Annotated in this window: 17 protein-coding genes and 1 tRNA gene; 2 read left to right on the top strand and 16 right to left on the bottom strand. The window is 35.1% G+C overall.

Annotated elements, in window-relative coordinates:
- Positions 1–31: 31 nt before the first annotated feature.
- From arsM to ABJ955_RS03070, 16 genes are all read right to left on the bottom strand, one after another.
- Positions 32–1000 carry an arsenosugar biosynthesis arsenite methyltransferase ArsM gene (arsM, locus tag ABJ955_RS03145; protein ID WP_347373149.1) on the bottom strand — a complete coding sequence of 323 codons (969 nt, stop codon included), beginning with the start codon at positions 998–1000 and terminating at the stop codon, positions 32–34.
- A 9-nt stretch (positions 1001–1009) separates the two neighbouring features.
- Complete coding sequence (locus tag ABJ955_RS03140; RefSeq protein ID WP_347373148.1) at positions 1010–1828, bottom strand: purine-nucleoside phosphorylase; 819 nt, start codon at positions 1826–1828, stop codon at positions 1010–1012.
- Positions 1829–1831: 3 nt separating this feature from the next.
- Positions 1832–2470 carry a TIGR04282 family arsenosugar biosynthesis glycosyltransferase gene (locus ABJ955_RS03135; protein ID WP_347373147.1) on the bottom strand — a complete coding sequence of 213 codons (639 nt, stop codon included), beginning with the start codon at positions 2468–2470 and terminating at the stop codon, positions 1832–1834.
- A 49-nt stretch (positions 2471–2519) separates the two neighbouring features.
- Complete coding sequence (locus ABJ955_RS03130; RefSeq protein WP_347373146.1) at positions 2520–2954, bottom strand: rhodanese-like domain-containing protein; 435 nt, start codon at positions 2952–2954, stop codon at positions 2520–2522.
- A gap of 119 nt (positions 2955–3073) precedes the next feature.
- Complete coding sequence (gene arsS, locus ABJ955_RS03125; RefSeq protein ID WP_347373145.1) at positions 3074–4150, bottom strand: arsenosugar biosynthesis radical SAM (seleno)protein ArsS; 1077 nt, start codon at positions 4148–4150, stop codon at positions 3074–3076.
- A gap of 64 nt (positions 4151–4214) precedes the next feature.
- Entirely contained in the window at positions 4215–4553 is a 339-nt protein-coding gene (locus ABJ955_RS03120; protein WP_347373144.1) for an arsenosugar biosynthesis-associated peroxidase-like protein, read from the bottom strand.
- Positions 4554–4663: 110 nt separating this feature from the next.
- On the bottom strand, positions 4664–5416 hold the full coding sequence (locus ABJ955_RS03115; protein ID WP_347373143.1) for a DUF481 domain-containing protein: 753 nt from the start codon (positions 5414–5416) through the stop codon (positions 4664–4666).
- 38 nt (positions 5417–5454) lie between these two features.
- Positions 5455–5799 carry a DUF488 domain-containing protein gene (locus ABJ955_RS03110; RefSeq protein ID WP_347373142.1) on the bottom strand — a complete coding sequence of 115 codons (345 nt, stop codon included), beginning with the start codon at positions 5797–5799 and terminating at the stop codon, positions 5455–5457.
- 10 nt (positions 5800–5809) lie between these two features.
- The gene (locus ABJ955_RS03105) at positions 5810–6715 is read right to left on the bottom strand and encodes a tryptophan 2,3-dioxygenase family protein (protein WP_347373141.1); all 906 of its coding nucleotides are present in this window, start codon (positions 6713–6715) and stop codon (positions 5810–5812) included.
- Positions 6716–6852: 137 nt separating this feature from the next.
- The gene (locus ABJ955_RS03100) at positions 6853–8967 is read right to left on the bottom strand and encodes a peptidylprolyl isomerase (protein WP_347373140.1); all 2115 of its coding nucleotides are present in this window, start codon (positions 8965–8967) and stop codon (positions 6853–6855) included.
- A gap of 192 nt (positions 8968–9159) precedes the next feature.
- Positions 9160–10413, bottom strand: a complete 1254-nt coding sequence (locus ABJ955_RS03095; protein WP_347373139.1) for a hemolysin family protein — start codon at positions 10411–10413, stop codon at positions 9160–9162.
- 65 nt (positions 10414–10478) lie between these two features.
- Positions 10479–10676, bottom strand: a complete 198-nt coding sequence (locus tag ABJ955_RS03090) for a hypothetical protein (protein ID WP_347373138.1) — start codon at positions 10674–10676, stop codon at positions 10479–10481.
- Entirely contained in the window at positions 10666–11244 is a 579-nt protein-coding gene (gene lptC / locus ABJ955_RS03085; RefSeq protein WP_347373137.1) for an LPS export ABC transporter periplasmic protein LptC, read from the bottom strand. Before lptC ends, ABJ955_RS03090 begins: the two co-directional genes overlap by 11 nt.
- 2 nt (positions 11245–11246) lie before the next feature.
- Positions 11247–12611, bottom strand: coding sequence for a hypothetical protein (locus tag ABJ955_RS03080; RefSeq protein WP_347373136.1), 1365 nt, complete (start codon positions 12609–12611; stop codon positions 11247–11249).
- 19 nt (positions 12612–12630) lie between these two features.
- Entirely contained in the window at positions 12631–13869 is a 1239-nt protein-coding gene (locus ABJ955_RS03075; RefSeq protein ID WP_347373135.1) for a hypothetical protein, read from the bottom strand.
- Positions 13869–14597, bottom strand: coding sequence for a type III pantothenate kinase (locus ABJ955_RS03070; RefSeq protein ID WP_347373134.1), 729 nt, complete (start codon positions 14595–14597; stop codon positions 13869–13871). The genes ABJ955_RS03075 and ABJ955_RS03070 overlap by 1 nt, the downstream gene beginning before the upstream one ends.
- A gap of 145 nt (positions 14598–14742) precedes the next feature.
- Between ABJ955_RS03070 and ABJ955_RS03065 the strand changes: the two genes are divergently transcribed.
- Positions 14743–14815: transfer RNA gene (locus ABJ955_RS03065), tRNA-Phe, on the top strand.
- Positions 14816–14858: 43 nt separating this feature from the next.
- Positions 14859–15143 carry a GIY-YIG nuclease family protein gene (locus ABJ955_RS03060; protein WP_347373133.1) on the top strand — a complete coding sequence of 95 codons (285 nt, stop codon included), beginning with the start codon at positions 14859–14861 and terminating at the stop codon, positions 15141–15143.
- Positions 15144–15246 lie beyond the last annotated feature (103 nt).

Genomic DNA, 15246 nt, shown 5'->3' with positions numbered 1-15246 from the left:
AGACGAGATATTCTATGCTTCATTACACGTTTTAACAACATCCACCACCATCATAATGAAAGGTAGACTCACTGATGTAAATATCGTCTCGGTTTAAACTGGCAAGGGCAGCAGCAGTTTTATCACATACAGCCAAAGGTTGGTTTTTAAGTAGAATATGCCCTTTTTTATCATCAAAATGATTTTCAATGCCATAATAAATAGCCGCTTTTCCTGTAAAAACACAAGGTCCGTCTTCGGGCATAGGGTCTTTTATAGCTGCAACTTCAATAGATTCAATGTAGATAAGTTCCTCCGTTGGATAGTTTTTTGGGTCAAGGATTCTATAGGGTTTTCGGGCGCGGATTTCTATGGTGCCAAAACCTACGTCAGTCAATGCTTTTACATATTCTGCAATGGGAAGGCTGCCGCTTAGGCAAAGCGCACGAAGGCGTGAATCTTCACGAAGTGTTTCGTTCATTTGTTGCTCACAGGTGGGGTCGCTCATTACCAAACGTCCATGTGGCTTTAGTACACGGTACATTTCTTCTATAGCTTTTTTAAGGTCTTCAGCTTTAAAAATATTAAAAAGGCAATTCTGAGCAGCTACATCAATTGAATTATCTTCCACTGGAAGGTTTAAGGCATCTCCTTTTTTTAACTCAACAAATTCACTTTTAAACCACGGATTCATGGCTTCAGCATCCTTGAAATTTTTTTGAGAAGCGGCAAGCATTTCAGGTACTGTATCAACACCAATTACACCACTTTTTTGCCTATTAAAATACGAAAACTGCAAAAGCTCCATTCCGCCACCAACGCCTACGTAAAGCATTTTCGGGTTGTTGGTAAGATCTCTAGCATTTACAGTGCTTCCGCATCCGTAATTCATTTCCTGCATAATTTTAGGAATTTTAAGACCTGGAAGTTCCCAAATAGGGTTGGTAGTACAGCAAAGCCCCACCTCTGGAGTTAATGCGGCTTGTTTGTAAACATCGTTTGTGGTTTCTAAATAGCTCATAAGTATCGGTTATAGTTGTTTAAGCAATGCTGTAAATAAAGTTATCATCGCTGGTTCTGCTTTTCCAGCTGAAGCAATAATATCTTCAATATCTACAGGTTTTAAATTGTCTGGATCGCACTCATCTGTTAAAACAGAAACGGCTGCAACGGGTATTTTTAGGTGGTTAGCTACAATAATTTCAGGCACTGTGCTCATACCCACAGCATCTGCTCCAATAATTTTTAAATACCTGTATTCAGCACGGGTTTCCAACTGAGGGCCAACGACGCTGGCGTAAACACCTTTGTGCAGTTTTATGTCTTTTTCGGAAGCAATTTGTTCCAGTTTTTTGTTCATTTCAGCATCATAAGGGGCACTCATATCTACAAAACGCTCTCCCATTTTTTCAACACCGCGAAAGGCGAGTGGCGAACCTCCTTGCAGATTTATATGGTCGTCGATAAGCATGATTTCACCTTTTTTAAAAGTAAGGTTTAGTGCGCCGGAAGCATTGCTAACCAATAAGCGTTTAATGCCTAATAGATGCATAACACGAACAGGGAAAGTTACATCGCGCAACGAATAGCCTTCATACATATGAAAACGACCTTGCATCACAACCACTTTTTTGCCTTCTAAAGTGCCATAGATTAATTTTCCTTTGTGAAATTCGACTGTTGCGGTTGGAAAATTTGGAATGTGGTTATAACTAACTTCACTTTCAATTTTCATTTTTTCAACTATTTTTCCAAGTCCCGTGCCTAGAATAATCCCAACTTCAGGGGTTTCAAATCCACGTTGTTGTAGAAAAGTTGCTGCTTCTTTAATGTATTTTGTGCTGCTCATATTTTATAAAAAATTTTTGTCTAAATAAGATGGTAAAAATTGTTGAAAAGCCTCCACATTTTTTATATCTTCATAATAATCTACGTCGTTTCGTTCTTCAAGTAAAAGGTATTTCTCGTCTTTTAAATTCTCTAAAGTTTTTCCCAAAACACTGCTTGTGCCCCAGTTTTTATCTTGAAAAATGGCTGGATTTAATTCGTTCATTCCCAGTAAATAATAGCCGCCGTCTGTTGCTGGGCCTATTACAAATTGCTTGGTATACAATGCAGCGAATGCTGAGTCTAAATCTTTTTTGTCTAAATCGAACATATCGCTGCCAATAATAATAACTTTTTCATACCCTATTTTAAATAATTCTAGAAAAGCATTATTCATTCGGTCGCCCAAGTCCTTGCCAGTTTGTAGTTTTTTTTTAAAAATATCCGTGTCCCAAATATCATTCTGGTTGATAGTTTCAGAATAAAAAACAAACTTATCTACGTTTATTTTTTTTGTTATTTCAACAGTGTGATTTAGTAGAAATTTATAGATTTTTAAAGCACTTTCATCCCCAACAGTTTTTGCCAAGCGCGTTTTTACTTTCCCTAATTCAGGATTTCGAGTAAAAATAATTAAGGCTTTTTTTGAAGTTAATTGTTGCATTCTTCGATTTCAGCTTTTTTGTTAAATTGTTGTTTATGTATGAAAAAGGTTAATAAACAGGATTTCCAGCCCGTAAATATTTACTCCACATTTTTGAAAAAGCATGTATGTTTTCGGTTTTTATTCCTGTGGAATCAATTACAGCATAATTTTTGTTTTTCCATTCAAAAATTCCGCCGTAAAGATTTTTTATATTGGTAAACCCTGCTTTTTTTAACTTCTCCCCAATTTTTTCAGAACGAATTCCAAGGGAGCAATAGACAATAATTGGGGTGTTTTTATTTAATTTCTGAAGTGCTTTAGTTTCCAAAGAAAAAGTATTGAAACCTATATTTTTTGCAGAAGCAATATGGCTTACCTGAAACTCATTGGGTTCACGGGTGTCTAAAATTACTACAGTATCCTGTATTTGTAACATTCGTAGCGCTTCCACCGAAATGTACGGGATGCTGTTATTGTTATAGTATTGCAGCAGCTTATCCAAGTTTTTTTGGGCATAATGCTGCGTTGCTGTTAATATAAAAAAGAAAAATATAAAACGTTTAGCTTTCATTAATTAAACAGTATAAGGACTTAAACTTTAGTGACGGTTTTTTAATAATTTTATTCTGCTACAGCGCCTTGACAACTGCTTCCTGCGCCAGCTGTACAGCCGTAACAATGTTGAGAGATAATAATTTTTCTATCGTTTAGAATAGCTTCGTTGTATTCTGAAATGTGTTGAATTTTGCTTGCAACTTTCAATGCTAGCATTTGATTAAAATCACAGTCATACAAATACCCATCCCAACTTATTGAAATTGTGTTTTTGCACATTACATTTTTTACAGCTTCGGGATTGTATGCTTCAACTAATGAATACATATAATCCTCATAATTTTCTGATGCTACCAAATAGTCCAAAAATCTAGAAACGGGTAAATTTGTAATAGCAAAAAGATTATGAAAATAGATGCCAAAATCTTCAAGGAGTGCTTTTTTAAAATCCTTTTGCATACTCGCTTGGTCGCTTGGCAAAAAGGCACCACTTGGGTTGTATACCAAATCTAAACGCAAATCACTATCGGGCATTCCATAGCCTACTGCGTTTAGCTCTTGCAAGGCTTTTATGGAAAGATCAAAAACACCTTCACCTCGTTGCTTGTCGGTTTTTCCACGCGTCCAGTGTGGCATACTACTTACTACATGTACATTGTGTTTTTTAAAAAACTCGGGTAAATCGTAATATTTTTTATTAGCTCGAATGATGGTTAAGTTACTGCGAACAATAAAATCTTTTACTCCTGCTTTGCTTGCTTCCTCAACAAACCATCTAAAATTTGGATTCATTTCAGGAGCGCCACCAGTTAAATCTAAAGTATGTGCGCCTGTGTTTCGAATTACGGCTAAACACTGCATCATGGTGTTGCGTGTCATTATTTCTTTTCGGTCAGGCCCAGCATCTACGTGGCAATGCTCACAAACTTGGTTACACATATACCCCACATTTATTTGTAGAATTTCTAACTTATTTGGTCGGAGTGGAAATTGGTTGGTTTCCTTTATTTTTTCTGAAAAAGTAGGTAACTCCCCATTCGCAAAGATTCCATTTGAAAGCTTTTCGAGTTGCTTATTTGCCACAGCGAGATCACTATCACGTTTATGAAGGGATTGTTGTTTTTTCTTTTTCTCTTTTAGCATAGATTTTTTTTTCAAGATTAAGTTGTGCTGCTTTTTTGCTATTGGCTCGTTACTATTTGTAAGCTTACATTTCCAATTTATTTACTTTATTCATCATCATTACCCCATGAACGAGAGTTGCACCACTTTTTATAGCTGCGCCCACATGGACGGCCTCCATCATTTCTTCTTTTGTAACGCCACGTTGCAAGCTGTCCTTTGTGTATGCATCAATGCAGTAGGGGCATTGTTCGGTATGTGCTACGGCTAAAGCGATTAAAGCTTTTTCACGGGCGGATAGGGCACCTTCTTCAAAAACTTTTCCGTAGTAATCAAAAAATTTATCGCCTAATTCTTTGCTCCATTCTGTAATATTTCCAAATTTTTTAAGATCTGCGGGATCGTAATAATTGTTAGCTGCCATAATTAAGATTTAATATAGTTACGAAATATAGAAAATACTGGTTTCCTCTTTATGTAAATATAAAGAAGTAGTCTTATAAAGTTTAAAAGGCTTACGAAAGTTTTAAAGCTTTAATCAAAGAAATATACAATGCCGCTAGAAAGGTTGTATTGGGAATTTGGAATACCAATAGCTGGAGACGCATCAAAGGTAAATGTGTAGGTGGTTTTAAATGTAAAATTGCGATATAAATCAATAAGTAATGAGGTTTCCGTGGCTACTCTATAATCTTTTATATCTTTTAATTGAGGTTGGTAGTAAGTGGTGCTGGAAACACTAATGTTTTCGGTTGGGAATAAACTAAATGAGAAATATGCTGAGGCTCGAAAAACCCTTTCCATAGGAGTAATGTCATCACTAAGTTCTTGATGTTCATACATGACTAGTGTTCCTAGATAGAACTTATAGTTTTCAAATTTCGATAGTTTAAATCTGGGGCCAATACCCGTTAGTCCTCGAAAATTTATTTTAGAAACCTTATTGTATTGCGCTTGCGCGAAAAACTCAAAAGCAATACGCGGGTGAAACTTATAGTTGTAGCGTAAATGTTGAATTCCTTTGTTTTCAAATTTACTGTTTTCAATTTTCTGAAATTCAATTTCATTTTTTAAAAGCACAAGGTGTTTGTTCTTTTTATATTGAAGGTTTACATTGGTCTCTATTGAAAATTTGTCATTTACATCTCTTTGTAAAGAAATATCAAAACCTGTACTACCAGAAAATCCTGAAGTGTCTGATACTTTTCGAAGAGATTCCGCATTTATTACTTGAGCTTTAGCGGAAATTGTTGAAATTATAAATAGGGTAAAAAAGAGGTGTTTCATTATGCTCGGAATAAAAAGCAGTTTTTAATCGGTGTTTTTTATTTTAGAAGAATTTTCTTTAAAACGATAGCTTGATTGTGTTTTTCATCTTTTGCGCCATAAAGCAAAGTGAGGCGTTTTTGGCTTGCCGTTTTTTGTAATTTTTTAATTAAATCAGGATGGTTTTCAAGCTCGTTGATGTATTTTTTTGAAAATGCATCAAACCGTTCTTCTTTATGGTCGAACCATTTTCTTAGTTCATCAGAAGGTGCAATGTCTTTCATCCACTCGTCTAGTTTTGCGTTTTCTTTACTAAGGCCACGTGGCCAAATCCTATCAATTAAAACTCTAAAACCATCATTTTTAGAAGCATCTTCATAAATACGTTTTATTTGGATGTCCATAATATTACTTTTATTCGCCCCAGTTTGCGATCTCGGTTTCTGTCCAAAGGGAAGGGAAAAATTTTCGTTGCTGAAATTTAGGATGAAGGTATTTTTTCCATTCAGAACCACCAGTTGCGGTTTTGTTTTCGCCTTTGCTATTTAGGTAATGGTTGGCAGTATCCAGATGCACCAAGGGCCATGCAACATTGTAAAAATGGTCGAATTGCTGTAATTTTTCTTTTAATTCTACCGAAGGATTCTCCATTTGGGCAATACGTTCTTCCAAAGTTTTTCCTGTTACTTTTTCGGAAAGCGTAATAAAATCAGCTTCGTATTTTTCAATAAAGAGTTTTAGGGTAAGTGTCATTTTCCCTGTTTTCCGATTCATACCCGCATCTTTCCAATAGATATGTTTAAAATAATCTGCTGTGGATGGATTTTCAGGCAACCTTTGTTTTCCCTCAGTATTTATAAGGTTTTGTAGTCTGGTACTGTACAGTTCCAAAATTCTAAACTGTGCGCTCTGAAAACCACTTGCGGGAGTAAGTGTAGCTCTAAAAATATTATAATCTTCATAGCTCATGCCGTCCTTCATAATATCAAATGAAGTGATAAGCATACGTGTATATCGTTTAAGGCGGTCAAGTTTTGTAATCCAAATTTCTTCGGAAAGATTTTCACCTTCAGAAAGCTGCTTTATTTCATGAATCATCATTTTTAGGGTGAGTTCCGTAACTTGGTGGTACATTACAAATATTTCTTCATCCTTAAAATCTGTACGCGTTTTTTGAAGTGTAAGTAAAGTGTCTACTTGAATATAATCCCAATAGGTTATGGGTTTGGCCTGTAGCAGTCCTTTAAGGTATGTTTCTGGGTTTTCGCCTAGATTTACATACTTTTCTTCAAGTGCTTTTATAAGTTCTTTATTGTCCATTTTTGTTTCTTCAGATAAAAAATTCCTTAAAAATAAAAGATAATTTCGAGTTAAGTGACGTATTCAGGGAGACTTTTAAGGAAAAAAGCCCTGTTACAAAATTTGCAACAGGGCTTTGCTATAGTATTTAGGCGCTATTAATAAAAATTAGCGCGGTAGTCTTCAATTTCAGATTTCTCTTTAAGTGCATTATAAACTGCGCTTGGAGCTCCAGGAGCTGCTTTTGAGCTCATTTGGTTAGCGTAATTTACATACGATTCTAATTTTGGAGCTGGGTTAAAAGCAGTTACTTTTACTTTGTATACGCCATTCTTGCCATCAATTAATTGAGTCGCTTCTCCTGGCTTAGTTCCAAAAGCAATTCCAACTACTTTTGGCTCAGTGTTAGCGCCAATAGTTGGGCTAGCCATGCTCACTCCAGTAGCTGTTTGTACCGAAACACTTTGGTTTGTTGCAATTTCTTGAATTGTTGTTCCAGAAATCGATTCGCGAATTAGCTTTGCTTTTTTCTCGTTACGTAATATTGGAGTAACAGTTGCAGAAGCATCAGCTACAGACATTAAGCCTTTGTCATTTTTACGTGTAACTTGTGCAATTACATATCCATTAGGAACACTAAAACGTTTTGTGTCACCTACATTGGTGTCTTCATTGAAAGCCCAGCTTACAATAGGACGGTTAGAACCGATTCCAGGAATATTAGAATCCATTGCGCCTAATTTATTTACTGGTTTAACTTCCAGGTTTTGAGCTTTTGATAGCTCAGTAAAATCACCCTTACTTACAGCTACTTCAAATTTTGAAGCATTCGAAAATACTTCGTTTACTGTTTTTTCAGAAGGCTCTATGTTTTTTACAACTGTAGCAAGCTTAATAGATTGTTTTGGTTCTGATTGTTTTCCAACTTCTACAATGTGAAAACCAAAATCAGTTTCTACAAGGCCAATAGTTCCTGTTGTATTGTTGAAAATAAACTTGTCAAATGGAGGAACCATTCTACCTGGAGTAGAGTTTCCTAATTCACCACCATTATCGCTTGAGCTATCATCAGAAAATTCTTTAGCTAAATCAGCAAATTTAGATTTGTCTCTTTTTACAACATTCAATATGCTATCAGCTAATTTGCTAGCTTCTTCTTTTGTTTTCGTAATTGTTTCTGGCGCTCGCATGGTACCTACGTAACGGATAAGGATGTGTTTAGATTCTGCAGAATCAGGCATTTTTTTAGTATCCAAGACTTTCGAGATGTTGTACGTATTATCCACTTTGTAAGGTCCGTAAACAGCACCTTTGTTTAGGTTTATAAGGGTGTCTGCTATTATTGTAGGAAGGTCTTTTTTGAACATCCAACGCTCATAATACGGTACATCTGAATTTAGGTTTACAAATTCTTCAATATCGTTAGTTGTGCTAAAACCTGCAATTGTATCGTTTGCTTTTGTATCTTGGTTGAACTCAACTTTATTTTTTAACAAAGCAGCTGTAGCTATTTTTGCATCTTCAATATCATTTTCTGATGGCGCTTCGCTATAAAATACATATTGAATATCTGCCTGTGCTTCTACTTTAAAATCATTTGGATGTGCAGAAACGTATTTTTTAATTTCATCGTCAGAAATTTTTATCTCTTCATCAGAAATTTTAGTATAAGGGATAAAAACGTATTGGAAGTTTAAGTTGTCATTTTGAAAGTGATATTCTTGTTCTCCTTCAGCAATTGTTGAACGCAAACCACCTTTAATCATATTGTAATAAGTAGTTTGAAGTACTCCAGTAGCAGTATTTTTCTCAAATGTAAGCCATTGCTTATACATTTCAGGCGAAGAAGCTTTTATGCTAGCAATATATTCTTGAATTTTTCCATTGTCTACTTGTCCAGCATCATTTAAAAATGTTGGGTTGTTTGCTAATGAAGTTTTCAACGCATTATCTATTTGTGCTTTTTCTACGGTTAACCCAGATTTTTCAATCTGCTCATCCATAATAACGCGGCGTAATTCTCTATCCCAAACCATATTCATAGCTTGTGAAGTATTTGAGTTTGCACCCATGTTACGTTGTGTGGCTTCTACTTCCTCCATAAAAGTTTGTCTGGAAATATCAGTGCCATTAACTGTGGCAATATTATTTTGACCTTTAGGGCCGGTGCTGCCCTTTGTTATAATGTCACTTAAAATAAAGGCGAAAAGCGCCAATGCAATAATAAGGATAAGAAATATCCCTCTTTTTCTAATACTGTTTAAGATTGCCATTTAATTTAAAATTTATCTTCCTTTTTATCCAGTATTGCGGATACAAAGGCTTTGGTTGTGAATTCCTTTTTCGCCTTAATGTTAATCAAGGTTTTAAAGGATTTATTTTTTAGGTTATTTAGGTGGCGAAAATACCATTTTCCTATCATTAATAAAAAAGTAAATTGAAAAAAGTGAGGAAATTATGAAAAACTAATCCTCATGCAAAGTTTTCAATTCTACAAGTTCAATTTTTGTGTTGGAAACTTCGAGGATTGTAAAGGTATGATTATCTATTTCAACGGTTTCGCCATGATCGGGAATTTCTTCGGTATGGTTTACAATTAGGCCACCTAGAGTCTCGTAATTTTCGCTTTCCTCAAGGTTTAATTTGTAGGTTTCGTTTAGATAATCCACTTCCAAACGTGCAGAAAATTTGTAGTGCCCGTGCCCTAATTCTTCTTCAATAAGCGCAATGCTGTCATGTTCGTCTTCAATATCACCAAAAAGTTCCTCAATAATATCTTCTACAGTTATAATTCCACTTGTTCCGCCATATTCGTCAATTACAACTGCAATGCTTTTGCGTTTTTTGCTAAGAATACCAAGCACATCTTTAATGAGCATGGTTTCTGGTACAAAAACAACAGGCATTAATACTTTTTCAATTTTTGAAGGTTTTTTGAAAAGCTCAAAAGAATGTACATAGCCTAAAATATCGTCTATATTTTCTTTGTAGATCAATATTTTTGAAAGGCCGGTGTCTGTAAAAATTTTAGCCAGTTCCTTAGGCGAAGTTTCAATATCTACAGCTACAACTTCGGTACGAGGTATCATTGCTTCGCGAGATTTTACTTCAGAAAAATCGAGTGCGTTTTGAAATATTTGTATTTCAGAATCCATTTCTTCCTTGGTTTCTGCAATTTCCATTTGTTCTGAAATGTAATTCCCAAGTTCTAATTTGCTAAAACTTAACTGTACAATATCGCCTTCAGATTTAAAAATTAATTTTAAAACTAAGTCTGAAATCCAGATAATAAATTCAGAAATTAAGGAGAAAAGTACATAGAAAAAATATGCTGGCACAGCGAATATTTTTATGAGGCTGTTGGCATAAATTTGAAAGAAAACCTTTGGTAAAAATTCTGCAGTTAGCAATATTACTAAGGTTGAAATTACCGTTTGTACTAACAAGCCGCTAAAACCTTCAATGGGAATGTAATCCATTAAAAGATCGCCCATAAAAAACCCATAAATAACCAGGGCAATGTTATTGCCTACTAGCATTGTTGCAATAAATTTTGAAGGGCGTTTTGTTATTTTTTTTAAAACCCCCGCCAAAAAATTATTTTGTTTTTTTTCAATTTCAATATGGATTTTATTGGAAGAAACATACGCAATTTCCATCCCCGAAAAAAATGCGGAGAGAATAAGCATAGTTACTATTATTATGATGCTATAATCCAAATTTGAGTTGTTTTAGGTAAAATTTCAACTTTAACCCGCACAAAAGCTAAGGTAAAGTTGAGAAGTTAATCTTTAGAGCTGTTCTCTATTTTTTTTCTAAAATTTCTTCTGAAGAAAAACATAAATATTGCAAGAGCAACAAAGAAGAGAAATAAATACGCCTTATTAGGGTCTGTTTTCCATATGTTTATGGCTTCATAAGCAAAAAAAACAGCTGCGATTATATAGATGTATTCAATAAAATGGAATAGTTTAGTTAGCATTTTCGATATTTTTTTTGTCTACAAGTTGTACTCCTTGATTTTTTCTGGATAGAAAGGTAGTGAAATCTTCACTGCTGTCAAAGCCAACAGCTCCATCGTTAAAAGACCCGTCCTTAAATTTTATTTGGTAAGGTTGGTCTGTAAAAATCCATTGATTTTTTTGATCCCAATACAGTTGATTGGCTTTTAGGATAACGCTATCTGCAGTAACCAAAACAACGTTAGACCGTAAATCAACTAGGCCAGTTTCGTCAAATTGAATGGCATAGTCTGAGTTTACCGTGCTTTTTCCGCCTTTATCATCCCAAAATAGCACTTCAATTCCGTCTGGGAATTCTTTATAGGGAAACTTTAAATTTGAATAATCTAATAATTTTTTTGCTAGTAGATTAGTAACAAGTTTGCCAGAATCCGTGTATTTAAAGTTAATATCCTTGCCTTCCGCAATAGGCGCTCCGTCTGAAAGGTTTAGTTTTTTTACGTTTTGGTAATTGCTTTCACATGCAAAAAGCGTGACGGTCATAATTATGGCCATCACGCTTTTTAACATATTTAGTGTTGTGTGCATTCTTATAGGTTAGGCACTCGTACGCTTCCACCAACCCAGCAGTTAAACTTAACTGTTTGTCCAGCCATACCTTCAGAAAAGATATCGCTTTTTTGTGGAGCACGCCCTCTGTATGAACTAGCAGCGGCTCTTGCATTTCCAGCAACAGTTCCGTCAACTCGTGCTGCTTTATCCATCATGTCTGCAGCTAGCCAGTACATTGCTCTTTTTTCAAAAACTGTCGTTCCACAGTTGTTAGCACTGTCAGCGTACATTGCACCAATTTTATAGTAAGCGATTCCAGCAGATGGTTTTACTTCAAGCATTTTGTTGTAGTAAGTTCTTGCTGTTCCGAAGCTGCCTTTTTTGCGGTAGTTTTCACCAATACTATAGTAAATTCTAGCTTTCTTAGAATTGTCTTTTTCCAATTCTGCTGCTTGGTTGAAATATTCCAAAGCTTTTGAACCTTTACCTTCAGATTCTGCTTGCTTCCCTAATAAGTATGCAGAAGTTGAACTTGGCTCTAACTCGTGAAGACGTGTAGCTAACTTAGTTGACAGTGGGCTATCACAATCTTTAGCATCAAGTCTGTTACTTGCAGCTTTTATCCAATCGATATCGTTCTTTTTCTGCTCGTAGTCTTTTTCATAAAGTGGAATAAGGTTTGGACAGTCTGCAAGTTGCCCTAGCTTCCCGTTTACACTTTCTTCAACTGTTCCGTACACGCCTAAGTTGTTTTCATAAACATCTTTTGCACGTTGTTCTTTACTTGTTAAATCTGTACCAGCTTCTTCTTTATCCATTAAAGGAGTAAGTTTTGATGCAAGACTGTTTTTTTCTGTGTCTATTTTTGAAATAACAACATCGTAAAGATTAAAGATATCTTGAAGTTCTTTCTCGCCTGCATTGTGTAAATCTACCGCAAGTGAAAAATAAGCGTAAAGGCTTTTTCCGCTCGTAAAGTCTTCTGGGTATTTGTTAAAAGCATCATCATATGCTTTAAACTGTTCTGCTTTTGTACCTATGTTGTTATCAAACTTTATTTGCGCAATAGTTGAAAGCACATCACCTTCCTTTGTTTTTTGTGGAAAGTTTTGTAATCTTAGGTTCCATGCTTCTATAAGGTCCGTTATTTTGCTTTTATCACCTTTTTCTTCAATAAAATACTCAAACATTTTCACACCATATTGGTAGATGGCAAGATTGAAGTTTGGGCATTCTTTTATCAATTTTTCATAATAGGGAAGTGCTGCTTCGTAATTTTTTACTTTAGCAGGTTCTGTAAAATAGGATAATGAAATTGCGCAATCATCTGGTGCCTGAGCAAATGTATTTCCTGATACAGAAACTAATAAAATTGTAAAGAATAAAATGAATTTTGTTTTCATGGTACTGTTGTTAAAGGTATTAATCGTATAATCTTTTTTCGAACCAACGGTCGTTTAATGAGAAGCTTAAAAATGTATTGAAAAAGTTTTCTTGTATTAAACCAAAATCTGTTGTTCCGCGTTTTCCGAGTTCAAACCCTAGATTAACATTAGAGAATAATCGTCCTACAGGTAAACCAACTCCAAAAGATATGCCAAACTCGTTTATATCTTCTCCATTTACACTTAAGCCGGTTTGCTCAAATCTAGCTCCTGCTCTGTAAACCACTCTGTTGAAGTAATTTCCGAAGGAATTATAATTAGGAATATAATAACCACCCATTCTAATTTTGGATGCATTTTTATAGGTAACATTTTCAATAGTAAAGGTTCGATTGGTGAAATTACTAGTCTGTTGATTGATGTATTCAATACCAACGCCCCAGTATTTAGGTTTGCTTATCCCTGCACCAATAGTAAATTGTGTAGGAAACGTGAATTTTGTATCTGGCACTTCAACTTCTCTTTCGTCTATAGTAAATGTACCTGCTGGAATAATAGAAACGCTACCTATTGTTCTAAAGTTTTCTGACGTAAAGTTGGTTCCAGGGCTATAGGTTAAAGAGCCTGTAAGTTCTAAGTTTTCGGTAATCATTCGTTTATATAATGCTCCAAAATTAAAACTAAAGCCGTTTAGGTCAGACCGGTTAATGGCGCGTGTACCATACTGTAGGTCTGTTCCTTGGCTTAGTGCTGTATTTTCAATTTTACCGAAGTTGTAATTTGTGTCAACTCCAAGGCTTAATTCAGGGGTTACTTGATAGCCTAGTGCTATAAAAGCTTTGTTTAATCCGCCTGAACCTGTGTATTGTGTGACTCCATCTGTTGCTTCAGAATAAAAATCATAACCAACCGACGTATAAGGAATTAAGCCGAAGCCCATTCCAAATTTTCCCATAGGAATTCCCATTCCTAAATAGTCTAAAGTGGTTGCTGAATTATTTTGACTTTCTGTGGCTGTTTTTTGCTTTGTAGCGCTATGACTTGCTCCTACAGAAAAATTCACTAAACGTAATCCAGCATATCCAGCTGGGTTTTGAAAATTTATATGGATACTGTCTGAGAATACACTCAGTCCTGCCATAGCTCTGTTTTCAGCGGTACCGCGAAACTTAAGCGCTCCTATGCCATAAAATGAATAAGGAGATGTGGTTCCTTCTTGGGCCACTGTTACACCTGTTATAAGTATAAAAAAACCAATTATTATTTGTCTAAACATCAATGTTTGTTATATTCTAAAATATGGTTCAATCCCTCCAATAAAAAATTTGAGTTGGCAAAGATGTCATTTTTTATGCTATCACGCAAAAAATGTGAGTCTCCACCTGTTAAAATAACTGTTAAATTGTCGTATTTTTTTTTGTATTGCTCTATAAAACGATCAATTTCATACAAAACACCATTAATTACACCAGAATGTATTGAGGTTGCAGTGCTATCGCCAATTAAATGTTTAGGGGTGTTTGTTTCAAGTAACGGAAGTTTTTCAGTAAACGTATGTAATGATTTATAGCGCATCGAAACTCCTGGTGAAATAGCGCCTCCTAAATATTCGGTGTCTGAATTTAAAAAATCGTAAGTGATGCATGTGCCAGCATCTATTATCAAAACATTTTTTGAAGCATAATTACTCGCAGCCGCACTTACTAACGCAATACGATCAATGCCTAATGTGTGTGGTGTTTCATATTTGTTAATGAAAGGGACTTTTGTTTGGTGGTCTAAAAATAGCACATCGTATCGTTGCTGTAATTTTGATAATTGGTGGTCCGTAAAATTTGCCACCGAAGAAACAATACATTTATTAATCTCAGGGAAAGTTTCGGATATTTCAGCAAGTGTATTTAAAAAGTCTTTTTTAATACACGTTTTTTTTAGCTTAAGCGCTTCTGAATCATACACGCCTAGTTTAACTAGTGTGTTTCCGACATCGATTACAAGATTCATTTTTTTTATTAAGGCAGTAAAAATACAACAGCGCTAATGAAGTAATTGTTAAGGCTCTATTAAATTGAATAAATAATATCTGTTTATTTTTTTAAATAATGTTTTGCAAAAACGAAAATAGCTTTATATTTGCCGTCTCAATAATGGTGCCTTAGCTCAGTTGGTAGAGCAACGGACTGAAAATCCGTGTGTCCCTAGTTCGATTCTTGGAGGCACCACTTAAAAACCCGAAGCTTTTGTTTCGGGTTTTTTGTTTTTAAGATGATGCATTATCTTTATATAATATATTCCAAAACCTTGGACGCCTTTTATATAGGTGAGAGTCCTGATGTGTCTGTTAGACTGCAACAACACAATAATCATTATTTTAAACGAAACTTTACAAAGGCTGCAAACGATTGGGAGGTTTTATTAAAACACCAATGTGAGACTAAAAGTCAAGCTTTGTATTTAGAGAAATTTATAAAAAGAATGAAGAGTAAAGTTTTTATTAAGAAAGTGATTTCTCAACCAGAAATACTTAAAGATATTTTAAAAAAGATGTAAGCCCTAGTTCCCCCGAAGCTTCGGGGTTGGAGGCACCACTTAAAAACCCGAAGCTTTTGTTTCGGGTTTTTTGTTTTTAAGATGATGCATTATCTTTATATAA

The sequence above is a fragment of the Aequorivita sp. Q41 genome, from assembly GCF_039831855.1.
Taxonomy (GTDB): Bacteria; Bacteroidota; Bacteroidia; order Flavobacteriales; family Flavobacteriaceae; genus Aequorivita.
This window is presented reverse-complemented; position numbering and strand designations above follow the sequence as displayed.

Bases quoted from the DNA above. Each gene is read 5' to 3' on its own strand.
- ABJ955_RS03075 (WP_347373135.1), bottom strand. From the start codon at position 13,869: ATGTTTAGACAAATAATAATTGGTTTTTTTATACTTATAACAGGTGTA.
- ABJ955_RS03110 (WP_347373142.1), bottom strand. From the start codon at position 5,799: ATGGACATCCAAATAAAACGTATTTATGAAGATGCTTCTAAAAATGAT.
- ABJ955_RS03105 (WP_347373141.1), bottom strand. From the start codon at position 6,715: ATGGACAATAAAGAACTTATAAAAGCACTTGAAGAAAAGTATGTAAAT.
- ABJ955_RS03090 (WP_347373138.1), bottom strand. From the start codon at position 10,676: ATGCTAACTAAACTATTCCATTTTATTGAATACATCTATATAATCGCA.
- ABJ955_RS03140 (WP_347373148.1), bottom strand. From the start codon at position 1,828: ATGAGCAGCACAAAATACATTAAAGAAGCAGCAACTTTTCTACAACAA.
- ABJ955_RS03070 (WP_347373134.1), bottom strand. From the start codon at position 14,597: ATGAATCTTGTAATCGATGTCGGAAACACACTAGTTAAACTAGGCGTG.
- ABJ955_RS03120 (WP_347373144.1), bottom strand. From the start codon at position 4,553: ATGGCAGCTAACAATTATTACGATCCCGCAGATCTTAAAAAATTTGGA.
- arsS (WP_347373145.1), bottom strand. From the start codon at position 4,150: ATGCTAAAAGAGAAAAAGAAAAAACAACAATCCCTTCATAAACGTGAT.
- ABJ955_RS03115 (WP_347373143.1), bottom strand. From the start codon at position 5,416: ATGAAACACCTCTTTTTTACCCTATTTATAATTTCAACAATTTCCGCT.
- arsM (WP_347373149.1), bottom strand. From the start codon at position 1,000: ATGAGCTATTTAGAAACCACAAACGATGTTTACAAACAAGCCGCATTA.
- ABJ955_RS03060 (WP_347373133.1), top strand. From the start codon at position 14,859: ATGATGCATTATCTTTATATAATATATTCCAAAACCTTGGACGCCTTT.
- ABJ955_RS03135 (WP_347373147.1), bottom strand. From the start codon at position 2,470: ATGCAACAATTAACTTCAAAAAAAGCCTTAATTATTTTTACTCGAAAT.
- ABJ955_RS03080 (WP_347373136.1), bottom strand. From the start codon at position 12,611: ATGAAAACAAAATTCATTTTATTCTTTACAATTTTATTAGTTTCTGTA.
- ABJ955_RS03100 (WP_347373140.1), bottom strand. From the start codon at position 8,967: ATGGCAATCTTAAACAGTATTAGAAAAAGAGGGATATTTCTTATCCTT.
- lptC (WP_347373137.1), bottom strand. From the start codon at position 11,244: ATGCACACAACACTAAATATGTTAAAAAGCGTGATGGCCATAATTATG.